Source organism: Streptomyces sp. NPDC047886 (genome assembly GCF_043204435.1).
Lineage (GTDB): Bacteria > Actinomycetota > Actinomycetes > Streptomycetales > Streptomycetaceae > Streptomyces.
This window is the reverse complement of sequence record NZ_JBIDCF010000003.1, coordinates 674,511-690,525: the sequence shown is the minus strand read 5'-3', so window position 1 is coordinate 690,525 and position 16,015 is coordinate 674,511. Positions and strand designations below refer to the sequence as shown.

General features: G+C 73.7%; 15 protein-coding genes. 6 read left to right on the top strand and 9 right to left on the bottom strand.

All coding sequences use genetic code 11. From position 1 onward, the window contains the following. The first annotated feature begins 12 nt into the window (after positions 1-12). Together ACGF5U_RS14680 and ACGF5U_RS14675 are read left to right on the top strand one after the other, a co-directional pair. Complete coding sequence (locus tag ACGF5U_RS14680; RefSeq protein WP_392710589.1) at positions 13-501, top strand: hypothetical protein; 489 nt, start codon at positions 13-15, stop codon at positions 499-501. Between the two features lie 62 nt (positions 502-563). Beyond that, the gene (locus ACGF5U_RS14675) at positions 564-1,463 is read left to right on the top strand and encodes a F510_1955 family glycosylhydrolase (RefSeq protein ID WP_392710588.1); all 900 of its coding nucleotides are present in this window, start codon (positions 564-566) and stop codon (positions 1,461-1,463) included. A gap of 73 nt (positions 1,464-1,536) precedes the next feature. Here ACGF5U_RS14675 and ACGF5U_RS14670 read toward each other — a convergent pair whose 3' ends face one another. From ACGF5U_RS14670 to ACGF5U_RS14660, 3 genes are all read right to left on the bottom strand, one after another. Next, positions 1,537-2,862, bottom strand: a complete 1,326-nt coding sequence (locus tag ACGF5U_RS14670) for a peptidase (protein ID WP_392710587.1) — start codon at positions 2,860-2,862, stop codon at positions 1,537-1,539. A 213-nt stretch (positions 2,863-3,075) separates the two neighbouring features. Beyond that, a complete protein-coding gene (locus ACGF5U_RS14665) occupies positions 3,076-4,062 on the bottom strand; it encodes an aldo/keto reductase (protein ID WP_392710586.1) in 987 nt (328 codons plus the stop codon). A 102-nt stretch (positions 4,063-4,164) separates the two neighbouring features. Next, a complete protein-coding gene (locus ACGF5U_RS14660; protein ID WP_392710585.1) occupies positions 4,165-5,706 on the bottom strand; it encodes an MFS transporter in 1,542 nt (513 codons plus the stop codon). 66 nt (positions 5,707-5,772) lie between these two features. Here ACGF5U_RS14660 and ACGF5U_RS14655 point away from each other — a divergent pair, with 66 nt between their 5' ends. Continuing rightward, the gene (locus ACGF5U_RS14655) at positions 5,773-6,471 is read left to right on the top strand and encodes a TetR/AcrR family transcriptional regulator (RefSeq protein ID WP_392710583.1); all 699 of its coding nucleotides are present in this window, start codon (positions 5,773-5,775) and stop codon (positions 6,469-6,471) included. Between the two features lie 48 nt (positions 6,472-6,519). Here ACGF5U_RS14655 and ACGF5U_RS14650 read toward each other — a convergent pair whose 3' ends face one another. Genes ACGF5U_RS14650 through cbiE form a run of 3 tightly spaced genes read right to left on the bottom strand, consistent with a single transcriptional unit; the run spans position 6,520 to position 9,217 of the window. Further along, on the bottom strand, positions 6,520-7,149 hold the full coding sequence (locus ACGF5U_RS14650) for a MarC family protein (protein ID WP_392710582.1): 630 nt from the start codon (positions 7,147-7,149) through the stop codon (positions 6,520-6,522). Positions 7,150-7,208: 59 nt separating this feature from the next. Then, the gene (gene cobM, locus ACGF5U_RS14645) at positions 7,209-7,958 is read right to left on the bottom strand and encodes a precorrin-4 C(11)-methyltransferase (protein ID WP_392710581.1); all 750 of its coding nucleotides are present in this window, start codon (positions 7,956-7,958) and stop codon (positions 7,209-7,211) included. Further along, the gene (gene cbiE / locus ACGF5U_RS14640) at positions 7,955-9,217 is read right to left on the bottom strand and encodes a precorrin-6y C5,15-methyltransferase (decarboxylating) subunit CbiE (protein WP_392710580.1); all 1,263 of its coding nucleotides are present in this window, start codon (positions 9,215-9,217) and stop codon (positions 7,955-7,957) included. The genes cobM and cbiE overlap by 4 nt, the downstream gene beginning before the upstream one ends. A 235-nt stretch (positions 9,218-9,452) precedes the next feature. Here cbiE and ACGF5U_RS14635 point away from each other — a divergent pair, with 235 nt between their 5' ends. Next, complete coding sequence (locus tag ACGF5U_RS14635) at positions 9,453-10,535, top strand: LLM class flavin-dependent oxidoreductase (protein WP_392710578.1); 1,083 nt, start codon at positions 9,453-9,455, stop codon at positions 10,533-10,535. A 118-nt stretch (positions 10,536-10,653) separates the two neighbouring features. On the opposite strand, the gene ACGF5U_RS14630 is transcribed toward ACGF5U_RS14635, so the two are convergent. The 3 genes from ACGF5U_RS14630 to ACGF5U_RS14620 form a co-directional block, all read right to left on the bottom strand. Beyond that, positions 10,654-11,553: an ABC transporter permease gene (locus ACGF5U_RS14630; protein WP_392710577.1), complete on the bottom strand. Its 900-nt coding sequence runs from the start codon at positions 11,551-11,553 to the stop codon at positions 10,654-10,656. Next, positions 11,550-12,539 carry an ATP-binding cassette domain-containing protein gene (locus ACGF5U_RS14625; protein WP_392710576.1) on the bottom strand — a complete coding sequence of 330 codons (990 nt, stop codon included), beginning with the start codon at positions 12,537-12,539 and terminating at the stop codon, positions 11,550-11,552. Before ACGF5U_RS14625 ends, ACGF5U_RS14630 begins: the two co-directional genes overlap by 4 nt. Positions 12,540-12,659: 120 nt before the next feature. Beyond that, positions 12,660-13,073 carry a hypothetical protein gene (locus ACGF5U_RS14620; protein ID WP_392710574.1) on the bottom strand — a complete coding sequence of 138 codons (414 nt, stop codon included), beginning with the start codon at positions 13,071-13,073 and terminating at the stop codon, positions 12,660-12,662. A 244-nt stretch (positions 13,074-13,317) separates the two neighbouring features. Here ACGF5U_RS14620 and ACGF5U_RS14615 point away from each other — a divergent pair, with 244 nt between their 5' ends. Both ACGF5U_RS14615 and ACGF5U_RS14610 read left to right on the top strand, forming a co-directional pair. Next, positions 13,318-14,346: an endonuclease/exonuclease/phosphatase family protein gene (locus ACGF5U_RS14615; RefSeq protein WP_392710572.1), complete on the top strand. Its 1,029-nt coding sequence runs from the start codon at positions 13,318-13,320 to the stop codon at positions 14,344-14,346. 190 nt (positions 14,347-14,536) lie between these two features. Further along, entirely contained in the window at positions 14,537-16,012 is a 1,476-nt protein-coding gene (locus tag ACGF5U_RS14610; protein ID WP_392710570.1) for an APC family permease, read from the top strand. The last annotated feature ends 3 nt before the right edge of the window (positions 16,013-16,015 follow it).

The following is a 16,015-nucleotide window of genomic DNA, read 5'->3' as shown; positions in this document are numbered from 1 at the left end:
GAAGGAGCACCAGTGACCGCGCGTGGACACCTACGGGCGGCAGGGGCCGTCGGGTACCTGCTGCTCGTCGCCGTGCTCGCGCTCGGCGTGTTCGCGATGCACACCGTCGGGCACCCGGACGAGGCACACGCGATCGCTCCGGCCCACGGCTCGCACGCCGCGCGGTCCGTCACCGCGCAGCCCTACACCGCGCAGTCCACCGCCGCGCAGTCCACCGCCGCGCAGCTCAGCTCCCCTCTCACTCGGCCCGCCGCGCACGATCCCGCCGCCGGGCACGGTCAGGCCGCGGCGGACCCCGAGCCTTTCGCTCCGGCCGACGCGACCACCCTGTGCGTCGCCGTGTTCCTCGGTACGTGGGTGCTGGCCGCGCTCGTCAGAGCGGCCACCCGCCGCCCCGCCCGGTCCGGCCGGCCGCGCGCCCCGGACGCCGCCGTACCCCACGCCGAAGCGCCGCCGCCCCCGCGCCCCGACCTGGCCAGGCTGTCCGTCCTGCGGATCTAGGCCGACGCGCGCGCCCCCGCGCACCGGCCCGCACCACAGCAGCGACCCATCAGGACGGACACATGAACCACCAGCAGCACAACCGGAAGCGGCACGACCGGAAGCGGCACGCGGCGGCGGCCGCCGCCGGCTCCCTCGCCCTGGCCCTGGTCCTCGGGGCCTGCGGCGCCGACACGGACAAGGCGACCGACGCGGGCGCCGCGACCGGCGGCGTCTCCGTCAGCCACGTCCACGGCCTGGGCATCGACCCGGCCGACGGGCGGCTCTACGTCGCCACCCACGAGGGCATCGTCACGCCCGGCGAGAACGGTGCAGCGCAGCGCGTCGGCGACAGTCACGACGACTTCATGGGCTTCACCGTCGCCGGTCCGAACACCTTCGTCGCGAGCGGTCACCCCGGGCACGGCAACGACGACGAGCCGGCCAACCGGGGGCTCGTCGAGTCCACCGACGCGGGCAAGACCTGGAAGGTCAGGTCCCTCGCGGGCGTCGACTTCCACGCCCTCGACCACGTGGACGGGACCGTGTACGGCTACGACAGCACCAACGGCCGCCTCCGGGTCAGCGAGAACCGGGTCGACTGGGACGACCGCGCCGAGATCGGCGCCCTCGACATCGCGGTCGGCCCCAAGGACCCGGACACCATCCTGGCGACGACGGAGCGGGGCGTCGCCCGGTCGTCCGACGGCGGCAGGACGTTCGCTCCCGGGACGGGACCGGTCCTGGCGTACCTGTCCTGGGCGGAGCCCGACGCCCTCTTCGGCGTCGACCTGTCCGGCACGGTGCACCGCAGCGACGACGGCGGCGCGACCTGGCAGCGCACGGGCTCCGTACCGGGCGGGCGGCCGCAGGCGCTCACCGCGGTGACGGCCGACCGCGTCCTCGCGGCGACCGGGAGCGGTGTGTACGAGTCGAAGGACGCGGGTCGTACGTTCACCCGGGTCCTCGCGGTCGCCGACTGACCGGTCCGCACGGCGACGGATGAGGCCCCGGCCGGGAACCCGGCCGGGGCCTCACCTCGTGCTCATGGACGCGTCAGGCGCCGGAGCCCGCCGCGCGGCGGCGTACGACGAACATCGCACCCGCGCCGAGGGCCACGGCGGCACCGCCGGCGAGGGCGAGCTGCGGCAGCGCGGAGTCCGAACCGGTCGAGGCGAGCTGCCCCTTCGCGGTCGTGGTCACGACCTGGGTGGACGTACCGCCCTGCGGCGTGGGGTTCGAGGTGACGGGCACGGTCGTGCCCGGCTTGGTACCCCCGCCGGGCTTGCCCGGCGCCGCGGTGATCTCGAACTCCTCGACCTCCAGGCCCGGCGCCTCGCCGCACGTGCCGTCGTCGTTGACGAAGTCGCCCGCGGCGAGGGCGACGCCCTCACCGGCCGGGGCCTTCGCGTCGACGGTGAGCCGCAGCTTCACGTCGGTGTGCTTGCCGTTCGCCAGGGAGCCGAGGGAGGCCGTGCGCCCGTCCCGGTCGAAGTTCTGCCACTTCGGGGAGGCGGCGGTGGACCACTGGAGCTTCAGCAGGTGGTCCAGGTCCTTGTCACCGTTCTTGTCGGACGCGTAGACCGTCGCGAACGCGTGCACCTTGTCCATCGTCTCCTTGGAGTCGTTGGTCAGGCGCAGCGAGAAGTTCACGGTCGACCCGGCGGCGACCTTGGTCGGCATACCGATGACGGCGGTGCTGATGTCGGCGTCGACGCAGGTGCCCTCGTCGCCGCCGTCGCCGTCGGCTGCCTTCTTGGCGTCGGCGAGGGCCTTCTCGGCGGCTACCAGGGCGGCGTACGCCGTCTTGTGCGCCTCGGTGGCCCGGTGCAGCTCCCGGAACGCCGCGACGCGGATGTCGGCGGCGGCCTGCGCGGCCTTGGCCAGCTTGTCGTCGGCCTCGGTCTTGGCGGTGGCGGCGGCGTCGGCGGCCGTGGCCGCCTCGGCGACGGCCTTCTCGGCGTCGGCCTTCTGCTGTTCCGTGGCGGTCTCGTCCAGGGCCTCCAGCGCGGCCTTCGCGTCGGCGAGGGCCTTGTCGGCGGCGGTCCTGGCGGTCCCGGCGGCCTCCGCCTCCTTCTTGGCGGCGGCGACGGCCAGGGCGTGCGGGGCGGTGTCGGAGACGGCGGCCTCCACGGCGGCCTCGGCGGCGGCCTTGGCGAGGACGGCGGCCTCGAACGCCTTCTTGGCATCGGCGACGGCCTGCGCGAGCTTCTCGATCTCGGCGTCCGTGGGCTTGTCCGCCAGCGGGGAGGCCGGCGCCGACGCGAGCGCCGACGCGGGCAGCAGCGCGGGGGCGGCCATCGCGGGGGCGGCGGCGAGCAGGACGACGGGAGAGGTGAGAGCAACGGCGACTGCCGTTGCGAGAGTACGGCGGATCTTCACAAGTGCCCTTTTCTGGGAGCGGAAGATGTCAAGTCAGAGATGCACGTGATCGTAAAGCGCTGCGGAAGCACAGTGAAGGGGCTTTTGCACCGGTTACTCGGCGAACCAGCGGAATCTCCCCCTCCACCACCCTCCGAAAAAGGGCAATCGGCGCAGTTGCCTCCGCACGCGCCGGTTTCTCTGTGACTGTTGTCATCGCCGCTCCCGCGTCCCTCACACCGCCGCGTCCAGCCGGGCTCTTTGATCCACCGTCAGGTCGAGGTCGGCCGCCGCCAGGCTCTCGTCGAGCTGTGCCACCGAGGAGGCGCCGATCAGCGGGATGGACGGGACGTCCGCGCCGATCAGCCAGGCCAGCACCACCTGGTTGACCGTCGCGCCGGTCTCGGCGGCCACCGCACGCAGCGCGGCGAGGCGGACGGGCGTGCCCGCGTGGTCCAGAGCACGGTCCAGCGGCTTGTCGTCGCGCACGTAACCGCCCGCCAGCAGAGGGCTGTAGGCGACGAGCGCCAGTTCCGGTTCGGCGCGCACATAGCTCAGCACATGGCCGTCGGCCACACCGATCTCCCCGTCCGGGGAGCGCAGCCCCGGTGCGTCGGTGCGGCGGCGCAGATAGGTGTGGTGGTACTGGAGGACGTCATAGCCGGGCAGCCCGGCGGCGCGGGCGAAGCCGCGGGCCCGCTCGACCGCCCACGCCCAGTGGTTGCTGGCGCCGAGCAGGCCCACGGCGCCGTCGGCGACGAGCCCGGCGAATGCCTCGACGGTCTCCTGGAGCGGTACGCGCACGTCCTGGACGTGCGCGTACAGCAGGTCGAGCCGTTCCATGCCGAGGCGTTCGCGGCTGGCATCGGCGGACGCGCGGATCGTCGTGGCGGAGAGCCCCTCGATGTCGCGGCTGAACCGGGTGCTCGGGGTGAGCGGCCGGCCGCCCAGCTTGGTGGCGATGACGACCTCGTCGCCGATGCCTCGGCTGCGCCGCCACCGGCCGAGCAGCTGCTCGCTCTCGCCGCCCCGGCTGCCGCCGACCCAGAACGCGTAGTTGTCGGCCGTGTCGATGAACGTGCCGCCCGCCTCGACGTACCGGTCGAGGATCGCGAAGGACGTCGCCTCGTCGACGGCGGTGCCGAACAGCATGGCACCGAGGCTGATCACGCTGACCTCGCGGCGCGTCGCGGGAGTGGTGCCGATGGTGCGGTAGCGCATGCGGGTTCCCCTCGTACGGCCCGCCGGGCGCGGCGGGCGGTACGGGGCAGTCTGTGCGTTGGAGCGCACGTCAAGTCAACCCGGTTCGGGCGGAGTCGCGTGTCAGTGCACGTGCGGGCCGCCCGTGGACTCCGGCTTCACGGACGGTACGAGGCCGATGGCCACGACCGCGCTCGCCGCCGACGCGACCGCGCAGACGGTGAACGCGTCCGCGAACCCGCCGGCCGTGCCCCGCTCGATCCCGGCGGCGGCCACCGTGGACATGACCGCCACTCCGATCGAACCGCCCACCTCGTGGAACGTGTTGACGACTCCGGAGGCGACCCCCGCCTCCTCGTGACCGACCAGCGCCAGGGCCGTCGTGGTGGCCGTGACGAACACCGCCCCGAGCCCGAGCGCCGCGGCGGCCAGACCGGGCATGAGGCTCGTGTACACCCCCGACCCGCCCGCGAGCCCGGTCAGCGGTACGCAGCCGGCCGCGGCGACCGCCATGCCCGCCACGGCGGTCGGCCGGCTGCCGAGCCGCCCGACGAGCCGGGAGCCCAGGTGCGCGCCGAGACCGGTGGTGACGGCGACCGGCAGGAACACCAGGCCGGTGCGCAGCGCGCTGAAGCCCCGCACGTGCTGGAGGTACACGGACCCGAGGAAGAAGAACGCGATCAGCAGGGCCGTGGCGACCAGCATCAGGAAGGCGCCCGCGACGACCGGCCGCCGGGTGAACACGCGCGGGTCCATCAGCGGGGCGCGGCTCGCCCGCTCGACGGTGGCGAACACGGCGTACAGCGCGAGCGCGCCGAGCAGCGGGAGCAGCGCGGCCGGTGACGTCCAGCCGGAGTCGCCGGCCCGGACCAGGCCGTAGATGAGGGCGCCGGTGCCGGCGGTGACCAGCAGCGCGCCGGGGACGTCGAGCCGGGCCGGGCGCGGCGCGCGGGCCGGTACGACCGCAGGCAGGGCGACGAGCAGGGCGAGGCCGACGGGGACGTTGACGTAGAACACCCAGGGCCAGCCGGGCCCGGCGGTGAGGGCGCCGCCGATGAGCACCCCGGCCGCGGCCCCGGTGCCGCCGATGGCGGCCCAGACGCCGAGCGCCTTGTTGCGCTCGGGCCCGTGGAACGCGGTGGTGACGAGGGCGAGGGCGCTCGGCGACAGCAGGGCGGCGCCGACGCCCTGGGCGACGCGGCCGCCGAGCAGGGTCGGCGCGCTGTCGGCGAGCCCGGCGACCAGCGACGCGGCGGTGAACAGGGCGAGCCCGGCGAGCAGGGTGCGGCGGGCGCCGAGCGCGTCCGCGAGCCGTCCGCCGAGCAGCATGAGGCCGCCGAAGCAGAGGGTGTACGCGGTGACGACCCAGGTGAGGGTGGCGCGGTCGAGCCGCAGGTCGGCGGCCATGTCGGGGAGCGCCACGTTCACCACGGTCACGTCCAGGACCAGCATGAACTGGGCGGCGCAGATGAGGGCGAGCGCCCACCAGCGGCGGGGGGCGGCCGCGTCGGGGCGGCCGCCGTGGCCGTGGTGCGCGTCGTGGCCGTGGTGCGCGTCGTGGCCGCCGTGGCCGTGGTGCGCGTCGTGGCCGCCGTGGCCGTGGTGCGTGCCGTGCGCGGCGCCGTGGCCGCCCTGGGGCTGGGGGTGTGCGGGAGCATGAGCCATGAACTGAACTGTACGGTGCAGTTCACATGAACTCAACTGTTCAGTTGTCCTGCTAACCTCGGCCCCATGAGCGCGGAGACCGAGCACGAGGGCGACACGAACGCCGACCGCGACGGGAGCGCGGACGGCGGCAAGCGGCCGCCCAGCGGCCCCCGGGCGGCCGCTAAGCGCCAGGCCATCGTGGCGGCGGCCAGGACCCTGTTCCTGCGGGACGGGTTCGGCGTCGGCATGGACGCGATCGCGGCCGAGGCGGGCGTGTCGAAAGTGACGGTCTACAACCACTTCGGCGGCAAGGAAGCCCTGTTCACCGCCGTCATCACCGGCGCGCTCGACGAGACACTCGGCGAGGACTCGGCCGCCGCGCTCGCCCGCCTCACCGACGCCGCGGACGCCGACGACCTGCGTACCGCATTCGTGGCGGCCGCCCGCGCCTGGGTCGACGCCGTACGCGCCAACCAGGACGTGGCCGCCCTGCGCGCCCTCGTCACCACCGAGCTCCACCGCTTCCCGCAGCTCGGCGACGCGTGGCGGTCGCACGGCCCGGCGGCCCACCACCCGGCCGTCGCCGACGCCCTGCGCACCCTGGCCGACCTGGGCCGCCTCCACGTCCCCGACCTGGAGGTCGCGATCATCCAGCTGTACGCGCTGCTGGTCTTCCCGCACATGGTCTTCGGCCAGTACGGCGCCGACCTGGACGACGACCTGACCGACCGGCTGGTCACGAGCGGCGTCGACGTGTTCCTCGCCCGGTACGCGTCGCCCTAGGGGACGTCTGGTACCGGCGCCTCCGTCGGGGGACGTCCGGCACCTGCGCTAGTCCGCCCGGTGCAGGCCGGGGACGCCCAGGTCGGAGAGGCCGTCCAGGACGAGGTCCACACCGACCGCCGCCAGGAGCAGGCCCAGCAGCCGGCCGAGGAGCTCGATGGTGGCGTGGTGCGTGCGCTCCAGGAGCCTGGCCAGCACGAGGACGCAGAGCAGGTCGAGCACGATCACCGCGACGTACGCGCCGACGACCGTGGAGCGCCAGGTCCACGAGTCGCGGGCGGCCGCCTCGACGAGCAGGCCGGTCATGGCGAGCGGGCTGACGACGTACGGCATGAGCAACTCGCGCACGCCGCTGACCAGGTCGGGGGCGTCTTGGCCCGGCCGGTCGGAGCCGACGTGCACACCGACGACGAGCCCCACGGCGTACAGGAAGAAGATCAGGCCGCCGGCCAGCTTCAGCGCGGGCGTGGTGATGTGGAACAGGTCGAGCAGCCACGGCGCGGTGAAGCCGGTGACCAGTCCCACGAAGAGCGCGGCGGCGGTCGAGATCAGCGCGATGGTGCGCAGCTGACGCCGCGGGTGGAGCTGGGCGAGCCCCGCGAAGGAGAGCATCACCTTGGGCGGGCCGACGACCGAGAAGAACGTGATGAAGGCGGCGGAGAAGCTCAGAGCGTTCACCCGCCGCATCATCGCGGCGCGGCCTCCACGGAGCGGGGAGGCCGGGACCCGGCGGGGCGTCAGCAGGTGTGGCGGTCGCGCTCCGGCGAGTACAGGTGGCTGTCGCGGAACTGGGTCGCCGCGAGGGTGCGGCCCACCAGGATCACGGCCGTGCGCGTGATGCCCGCCGCCTTCGTCGCGTCGGCGATGTCGGCGAGGGTGCCGCGCAGGACCACCTCGTCGGGGCGGCTGGCCATCGCGACGACGGCTGCCGGACAGTCCTCGCCGTAGTGCGGGACGAGTTCGCCGACGACCCGGTCGACGTACCTGGCGGCGAGGTGGAGCACCAGCAGGGCCCCCGAGCGGCCGAGGGTCGCCAGGTCCTCGCCCTCCGGCATGGGCGTGGCGTCCTGGGCGATCCGGGTCAGGATGACGGTCTGGCCCACGGTCGGCACGGTCAGCTCCCGCTTGAGCGAGGCCGCCGCCGCCGCGAAGGCCGGAACGCCCGGCACGACCTCGTACGGGATCCCGGCGGTGTCGAGCCGGCGCATCTGCTCGGCGACGGCGCTGAACACCGACGGGTCGCCGGAGTGCAGCCGGGCCACGTCGTGGCCCTCCTCGTGCGCGCGGACGATCTCGGCGACGATCGCGTCCAGGTCCATCCGGGCGGTGTCGATCAGCCGCGCGTCCGGCGGGCACTCGGCGAGCAGCTCGCGCGGGACCAGCGAACCCGCGTACAGGCACACCCCGCAGGACGCGAGGGTGCGCGCGCCGCGCACGGTGATCAGGTCGGCGGCGCCGGGGCCCGCGCCGATGAAGTACACGGTCATGTCTGCTCTGCTCCCGTTTTCGTTACGGACCACTGCGTGACGGGCATGGCCTGGCGCCAGCCGGTGAAGCCGCCCACGGGCACGGCGTGCGCGACCGCGAGCCGCACCAGTTCGCCGCCGTGGCGCCGGTACCGGTCGGCGAGCAGCGCCTCGGACTCCAGCGTCACGGTGTTGGCGACCAGCCGGCCGCCCGGCGCGAGCGCGTCCCAGCAGGCGTCGATGAGGCCGGGCGCGGTCAGCCCGCCGCCGATGAACACCGCGTCGGGGGCGTCCAGGCCGGCGAGCCCCGCCGGGGCGGCGGCGGTGACGACCCGGAGTCCCGGCACGCCGAGCGCGGCCGCGTTCCGGGCGATCCGCCCGGCCCTTACGGGGTCGCGTTCCACGGTGACGGCCCGGCAGGAGCGGTGCGCGCGCATCCACTCGACGCCGATGGAGCCGGAGCCGCCGCCGATGTCCCAGAGCAGTTCGCCGGGCGCGGGCGCGAGCGCGGCGAGGGTCGCGGCGCGCACATGGCGCTTGGTGAGCTGCCCGTCGTGCTCGTACGCCGCGTCGGGCAGCCCCGGTACGGCGCCGATCCGCAGGGCGCCCCGCTCGCGGACGCACGCCACGGCGACGACGTTCAGCGGGTCGCCGGGCGGCAGCGCCCAGCCGTCGGCGGTGCCCGCGTCGACGACCCGTTCGCGCGGGGACCCGAGCTGTTCCAGGACGTGGAGCCGGCTCGGCCCGAAGCCCCGGTCCCGCAGCAGGCCCGCCACCTCACCGGGGGTCGCGGCGCCCGCGCTGAGCACGAGCAGCCGGCGCCCGTCGTGGAGCGCGGCGGCCAGGGTGTCGAGGGGCCGCCCGACGAGCGTGACGGTGTCGGTGTCCTCCTGCGGCCAGCCGAGCCGGGCGCAGGCGTACGCCACGGACGACGGGTGCGGCAGCACGCGCAGCCGCCCGGGGCCGAGCGTCTCGGCGAGGGCGCGGCCGATGCCGTGGAACATGGGGTCGCCGCTGGCCAGGACCGCCACGTCGCGGTCGGCGTGGGCAGCCAGCAGCCGGGGGACGGCGGGACGCAGCGGCGACGGCCAGGCGACGCGTTCGGCGGTGACCTCACCGGCCGGGAGGAGCCCGAGCTGGCGTTCGCCGCCGCCGATGACGATGTCGGCCGCGCGGAGGGCGGCACGGGCGGGGTCGGTGAGCCCGGCCCAGCCGTCCGCGCCGATACCGACGACGGTGACGGGCCGGGGGTTCTCGGGGCCGGGGCGTGGGCTGCTCACGGGCCGGAACCCTACCGGCCGGTCACCGGCGGTCACCGGCCGGGCTGCTTGTTCGCGTGCCCGCCTGCGGAGTCCGGCCGCTCGGGGCCTCGGGCCGGGTCTTCTCGGTCGGGTGACCGTGGCCGGCCGCCGTCAGGGTACGCGCCAGGCGGGGGAAGGGATCGGGCGTGCGGTCGTCCCGCGCCGGAAGTGAAACCTTCAACCTCATGGGTTCGACCTGAGACGGGTGAGTGCGATGGAGTTCGGGATCTTCACCGTCGGCGATGTGACGCCCGACCCGACCGACGGCCGGACACCGACCGAGCACGAGCGGATCAAGTCCATGGTGGCGATCGCGCTCAAGGCGGAGGAGGTCGGCCTCGACGTCTTCGCGACCGGCGAGCACCACAACCCGCCCTTCGTTCCGTCGTCGCCGACGACCCTGCTCGGCCATGTCGCCGGCCGCACCGGGCGGCTGATCCTCTCCACCTCCACCACGCTGATCACCACCAACGACCCGGTGAAGATCGCCGAGGACTACGCGATGCTCCAGCACCTCGCGGACGGACGCGTCGATCTGATGCTGGGGCGCGGCAACACCGCCCCGGTGTACCCCTGGTTCGGTCAGGACATCCACCAGGGCATCCCGCTGGCCATCGAGAACTACGGGCTCCTCCACCTCCTGTGGCGGCAGGAGGCGGTCGACTGGGAGGGCCACTTCCGGACGCCGCTGGAGGGCTTCACCGCCACGCCCAGGCCGCTGGACGGTGTCCCCCCGTTCGTCTGGCACGGCTCCATCCGGTCACCCGAGATCGCCGAGCAGGCCGCGTACTACGGCGACGGCTTCTTCCACAACAACATCTTCTGGCCCATGGAACACACACGGAGGATGGTCCGCCACTACCGGGAGCGGTACGCGCACTACGGCCACGGCGGTCCGGAACAGGCGATCGTCGGCCTCGGCGGCCAGGTGTTCATGCGGCGCGAATCCCAGCGGGCGGTACGGGAGTTCCGGCCGTACTTCGACAACGCGCCGGTCTACGGGCACGGGCCGTCGCTGGAGGAGTTCACCGAGCAGACGCCGCTGACGGTGGGCTCCCCGCAGCAGGTGATCGAACGGACGCTGGGCTTCCGCGACTCCGTCGGCGACTACCAGCGCCAGCTGTTCCTGATGGACCACGCGGGGCTGCCGCTCAAGACCGTCCTGGAGCAGCTCGACATCCTCGGTGAGGAGGTCGTCCCGGTCCTCCGCGAGGAGTTCGCCGCGCTCCGGCCCCCCGGCGTACCGGCGACGGCCCCCCGTCACCCCGCCCTGGCACGCGACCGCTCCCGGCCGTAGCCCGAGAACTGCTCACGGCCGTAGCACGCGCGACCGCTTCCGGTCGTCAGCCCGTGGCCGCTCCCGGTCGTCAGCCCGTGGCCGCTCCCGGTCATGAGCCGCGCCTCGCCTGCGGCGGCTACTTGCGGTTGTAGAGCCGCATCGTCACCGCGCCGAAGACGACGACGAACAGCGCCGACCACCCCAGCGACCAGGCGATGTCGGCCGCCGGCCAGTCACCGGCCATCAGCTCGCGCACCGAGGTCGCCAGATGGGTCACCGGGCTGTTGTTGACGAATGCCTGGAGCCAGCCCGGCATGGTCCTCGGGTCCACGAACACGTTGCTGAGGAACGTCAGCGGGAAGATCACCATCATCGAGACGCCCATCACGGACTTCTCGCTGCGCAGCAGCAGACCGAACATCGTCCAGATCCACGAGAACGCGAACGAGAAGACCATCAGCAGCGCCACCCCGGCCAGCACCCCGGGCACCCCGCCCGCCGGCCGGTAGCCGATGATCAGGCCGACCGACAGCATCACGGCCGACGCGATCAGGTACCGCAGCACATCGCCGAGGAGGTAGCCGACCATCGGCGCGGGCCGCCAGATCGGCAGCGTACGGAACCGGTCGAAGACGCCCTTCGCGATGTCCGTGTTGACCGCGACCCCCGTGTACATCGTGATCATCACGACGCTCATGGTGAGGATGCCGGGCAGCAGGAACTGGATGTACGCCGAGACCGACCCGGCCAGCGCCCCTCCGAAGAGGTACGTGTACATCAGCACCATCATGATCGGGAACGCCGTCACGTCGAACAGCTGCTCCGGCACATGCTTGATCTTCAGCATGGCCCGCCAGCCGAACGTCAGCGACGCCGACAGCGCGCTCGGTCTCGGCGGCCGCTCATCCGCCCCGGCGACCAGCAGCGCCGCCAGCTCGTCCGCCCGGGGCGCGACGAACGCGAGCTCGTCCGTCTGCGCCCGCTCCCGCGCCTCGCTCGGCGACGGGGAGTCGGACGGGGACGTGGTGGTGGTCATGCCGTGCCCTCCTTGCCGGTCAGTGCCAGGAACACCTCGTCCAGGCTGGGCTGGCCCAGCGCGAAGTTGTCCACCGTGATGCCCGCGCGGGTCAGCTCCGACAGGGCCCGCGCCGCCTGCTCGGCCGCGCCCAGCTCCGTACGCCCGCCGTCGACCGTCGCGGTCAGCGCCACCGGGTCGGGGTCGAGCTGCACCGTCGCGTTCAGGGCCGTCGTCAGCAGCCGCTCGGCCTCGCCCCGCTGCTCGGGGTCGCGCAGCCGTACGTGCACCGAACCCGACCCGACCGACGCCTTCAGCTCGCCCTTCGTGCCCTCCGCGATCACCTTGCCGCGGTCGATGACCGCGATACGGGACGCCAACTGGTCCGCCTCGTCCAGGTACTGCGTCGTCAGCAGCACCGTCGTGCCCTGCGCGACGACCGCCCGGACGATGTCCCACACCTGGTTGCGCGACCGGGGGTCGAGCCCCGTCGTCGGCTCGTCCAGGAACAGCAGGTCGGGCGTGTTCAGGATGGACGCCGCGATGTCGATACGGCGCCGCATGCCGCCCGAGTAGTTCTTCACCTGCCTGCTCGCCGCGTCGGACAGCCCGAACGCCTCCAGCAGCTGCCCGGACCGCCGGCGGGCCGCCGCCTTGGAGTGGCCCAGGAGACGGGCGAGGAGGACCAGGTTCTCCGTACCGGTCAGGTCCTCGTCCACGGAGGCGTACTGCCCGGTGAGGCTCACCCGCCCCCGGACCGCGTCGGCCTCCTTGACCACGTCCCTGCCGAAGACCCGGGCCTCCCCGGCGTCCGGGCGCAGCAGCGTCGCCAGCACCTTCACGGCGGTCGTCTTGCCCGCGCCGTTCGGTCCGAGCACTCCGTAGACGGTGCCCGCCGGCACCCGCAGATCGATGCCGTCGACGGCCCTGTTCGTACCGAAGACCTTCACCAGTCCGTTCGTCTCGACAGCGAGGTCGGTGGCGCTCGCGGCGCGCGTCGTCTTCACTCCCCCAGTCTCCGGCCGTCACCCGGACGGCGCCACCCCATTACCGGATGCCGGTCCCGCACCGGGTACCGGTCCCGCGCCCGCCGCTACCGTGGGCGCATGCGGTCGGGACGGTCACGGTCACTCGCGCGTGTAGAAGACGTAGAACGCCGCGCAGAACATGGCCGCGCCGACGATCAGGCCCAGCACCACACCGCTCAGGACGCTCCCGCCGGTCAGGCTGTACAGGAACCCGATACCGACGCCGGTGAGCGCCCCGTACGCGATGCCGCGCAGCTCCCGGGGCAGCGCCCGCTGGGTACGGCCCAGCAGGTAGCACAGTCCGCCGAACACGATCGCGCAGACGAGGCCGAACCACACCTGTCCCCAGGTGGTCGGGCCGTCGCCGCGCTTGATGAACGCCGCGTACAGGCCGTAGACGAAGCCGAGTGCGGCGGGCAGCGCCCAGCGGAGGGTGTGGCGTTCCGCGGCACCCTCCGGGAGTCGTACCGATGAGCGGCGGCGCCGCGTGCTCGGGGCTGCGTGTGCGGCCATGGTGGAACTCCTTCCCACGGACCCCCCTCCCAGGGCACACCCGCCACCGGCGCTCGGCAAGTGGATCAGACGGAACAGTAGGAACGGGCAGAGCAGGCGGAACACGCGGTACGGGCGGTACTGGCGGTACGGGCGGCACGAAGAGAACAGGCGGAACACGGGGGACGCGTGGGACACGAGGGGACACGGGGAACATGGGGACACGGGGAGCAGAGGGATCGGGCGGATCTGGACCGGGGGAGCCGTGAACGACGGGGAGCGTACGGAGCACGAACGGCCCGCCGCCGACGGAGTCACCCGGCGGCGGACCGCCGCCGGTTGGGCCGCCGCGCTGCTGCTCGCGCCGCCCACCGTCGCCGGCGGCGGCCGCCTCATCGGCGTCGACGGGGTGACGCCCCTGCCGCAGCTGCTGTCGTTCCTGCCGTGGCTGACCGTGCCCGCCGGGATCGCCCTGGTCGTCGCGGCGTCGGCGCGGCGCCGGCTGCTCACCGGCTGGGCCGCCGCCGCGCTCGCCGTCACCGGATGGTTCACGCAGCCGTACGGTCCCGACACCACGGGCGACACGGCGGACTCCCGGGGGGTGGTCGCCGCGCCGGTGCGGGTGCTGACGGCGAACCTGGAGTTCGGGGCCGCCGCGCCCGAGTTGGTGGCGGCGGCCCGCCGCGAGCGGCCGCAGCTGCTGTTCGTCCCGGAGTGCGACGCGCGCTGCGCGGAGGTGCTGACCGCCGGGCTCGGCGACACGTACCCGTACCGGGTGCGGGCCGGGACGGGCGGGCCGTCGGCCGGCTCCCTGATCCTCGGCGTGTTCCCGCTGTCCCCCGGGCCGACGCTCCCCGGCACCCTCGGCATGCCGGGGGCGACGGCACGGGTCGCGGGGCGGGACGTCCGGCTGCGACTGGCCCACCCGCTGCCGCCGTTGCCCGGCCAGGTCGACGTGTGGCGGCGGGAACTCGGCCGGCTGCGGGACGACGCGGCGGCGCACCGGGCCGGTGGCGGCGGCCCGCTCGTGGTCGCCGGTGACTTCAACGCCTCGCAGGACCATGCCGCGTTCCGCGCCCTCCTCGACGCGGGCGGCCTGCACGACGCCGCCCGGCTCGCCGGCCGGGCCCGTACCCCGACCTGGCCCCGGGGCGGCGCGCTGCCCGCGTGGACGCAGATCGACCACGTGCTCGTCAGCGACCACTTCACGGTGCGCGGCGTCCGGTTCCTGGACCTGCCGCACACCGACCACCGGGCGGTCCTCGCCGACCTGGAGCTGCGCGCACCGAGGTGACGGCACCGGGTGAGCGCACCGGGTGAGCGCTGAGCCGACCAGCGGTGGAGCGCATCCTTCCGGGTGCCCGTCACCGTCCGTCCGCCGCCCTACTACGATGCGCTCCTGACGTCTCCACCTCCGCCTTCGCCCCTGTGCCGGCATGGCATCCCCATGGCCTCATAGGGCGTGCCTCGCAAGGACATTCGCCATGCGCAGCTCTTTCGGCAGAGGGCTCAGGCCCAATGTCCTCGGGACGGTCGACACGATCGTGATGGCCGTCGCGGGCAGCGCGCCCGCGTACTCGCTCGCCGCCACGACCGCCGTCCTCGTCGCCACCGTCGGGCTCGCCGCCCCGGCGGCGCTGCTCTACTGCGCGCTGCCCATGCTGGGCATCGTGCTGGCGTTCAGCCGCCTCGGCCGGATCGACGTCAACGCGGGCGCCGCGTACTCGTGGGTGGGCCGCACGCTCCACCCGTTCCTGGGCTTCCTCTCCGGCTGGGCGCTCGTCGTGTCGACGACCCTGTTCATGGTGGCGGGATCGCTGCCGGCCGGTCAGCTGACGCTCGCGCTGTTCGATCCGGAGCTGGCCGGGAACACGGCGCTCGCCACCGCCGTCGGCGCGGGCTGGTTCCTGGTGATGCTGCTGGTGGTGCTGGGCGGCGCCCGGCTCACCGCGCGCGCCCAACTCATCATGACCGGCGTCGAGTTGGCGATACTGCTGCTGTTCGTGCTCGGCGCGCTGCTGCACCGGGGGGCGGGCGCGGCGTTCGACTGGTCGTGGTTCGGCTTCGGGCACTTCGACGGCGCGGCCGGGTTCGCGTCCGGCGCGCTGATCGCCGCCTTCTACTACTGGGGCTGGGACGTCACCGGCAACCTCAGCGAGGAGACCCGGGACAGCCGCCGTACCGCGGGGCTGGCGGCGCTCGTCGGCATGGGCGTGGTGTTCCTGCTCTTCGAGGCGTTCACGATCGCGGTCAACGTCATCCTGCCGGCCGGTGAGATCACGGCGGGCGGGGCGGACGTCCTGGCCCTGCTCGGCGAGGCGATCTGGCCCGGCATCGGCGGCAAGCTGCTGGTCGTTGCGGTGATGCTGTCGACGGTCGCCACCCTGGAGACCACTCTGATCCAGGTCACGCGGTCGCTCTTCGCGATGGGCCGCGACCGGACGATGCCGGCGGCGCTCGGCGCCGTGCACCGCCGCTGGAACACCCCGTATGTGGCGGTCGCCGTGGTCGGCGCGGTGGCGCTGCTCCTGTTCGTCGCGGCGAACGCGCTCGGGTCGGTCGCCGACATCCTGGGCAGCGCGGTCAGCGCGATGGGCCTCCAGATCACGTTCTACTACGGCCTCGCGGGTCTCGCGGCGGTGGTCGCGTACCGGGGACTGCTGCTGACGTCCGTACGGGACTTCGTCCTCGGCGGCGTGTGGCCGCTGCTGGGCGCCGCGTTCATGTTCTGGATCTTCTTCGAATCGCTCGGAGAACTTTCCGGTACGTCGGTCGCGATCGGACTGGGCGGTCTCGGGGTAGGCGTTGTTCCGATGATCTGGTATTGGCGAAAGGGGAGTTCGTACTACCGTCCGGCGCGACTGGACGCGGCGCGGGTCCTGGCTGCCGCCGACCCGTACACCGTGCCGCGCCAGCGTGACCACGACCGCGCCGACGAGACGTTCGCGACCGACTTCTGACGT

What these genes read in the sequence shown, in the direction of transcription:
- ACGF5U_RS14675 (WP_392710588.1), top strand. Translation starts at nt 564, where the DNA reads ATGAACCACCAGCAGCACAACCGGAAGCGGCACGACCGGAAGCGGCAC.
- ACGF5U_RS14665 (WP_392710586.1), bottom strand. Translation starts at nt 4,062, where the DNA reads ATGCGCTACCGCACCATCGGCACCACTCCCGCGACGCGCCGCGAGGTC.
- ACGF5U_RS14660 (WP_392710585.1), bottom strand. Translation starts at nt 5,706, where the DNA reads ATGGCTCATGCTCCCGCACACCCCCAGCCCCAGGGCGGCCACGGCGCC.
- ACGF5U_RS14655 (WP_392710583.1), top strand. Translation starts at nt 5,773, where the DNA reads ATGAGCGCGGAGACCGAGCACGAGGGCGACACGAACGCCGACCGCGAC.
- cobM (WP_392710581.1), bottom strand. Translation starts at nt 7,958, where the DNA reads ATGACCGTGTACTTCATCGGCGCGGGCCCCGGCGCCGCCGACCTGATC.
- ACGF5U_RS14635 (WP_392710578.1), top strand. Translation starts at nt 9,453, where the DNA reads ATGGAGTTCGGGATCTTCACCGTCGGCGATGTGACGCCCGACCCGACC.
- ACGF5U_RS14630 (WP_392710577.1), bottom strand. Translation starts at nt 11,553, where the DNA reads ATGACCACCACCACGTCCCCGTCCGACTCCCCGTCGCCGAGCGAGGCG.
- ACGF5U_RS14620 (WP_392710574.1), bottom strand. Translation starts at nt 13,073, where the DNA reads ATGGCCGCACACGCAGCCCCGAGCACGCGGCGCCGCCGCTCATCGGTA.
- ACGF5U_RS14610 (WP_392710570.1), top strand. Translation starts at nt 14,537, where the DNA reads ATGCGCAGCTCTTTCGGCAGAGGGCTCAGGCCCAATGTCCTCGGGACG.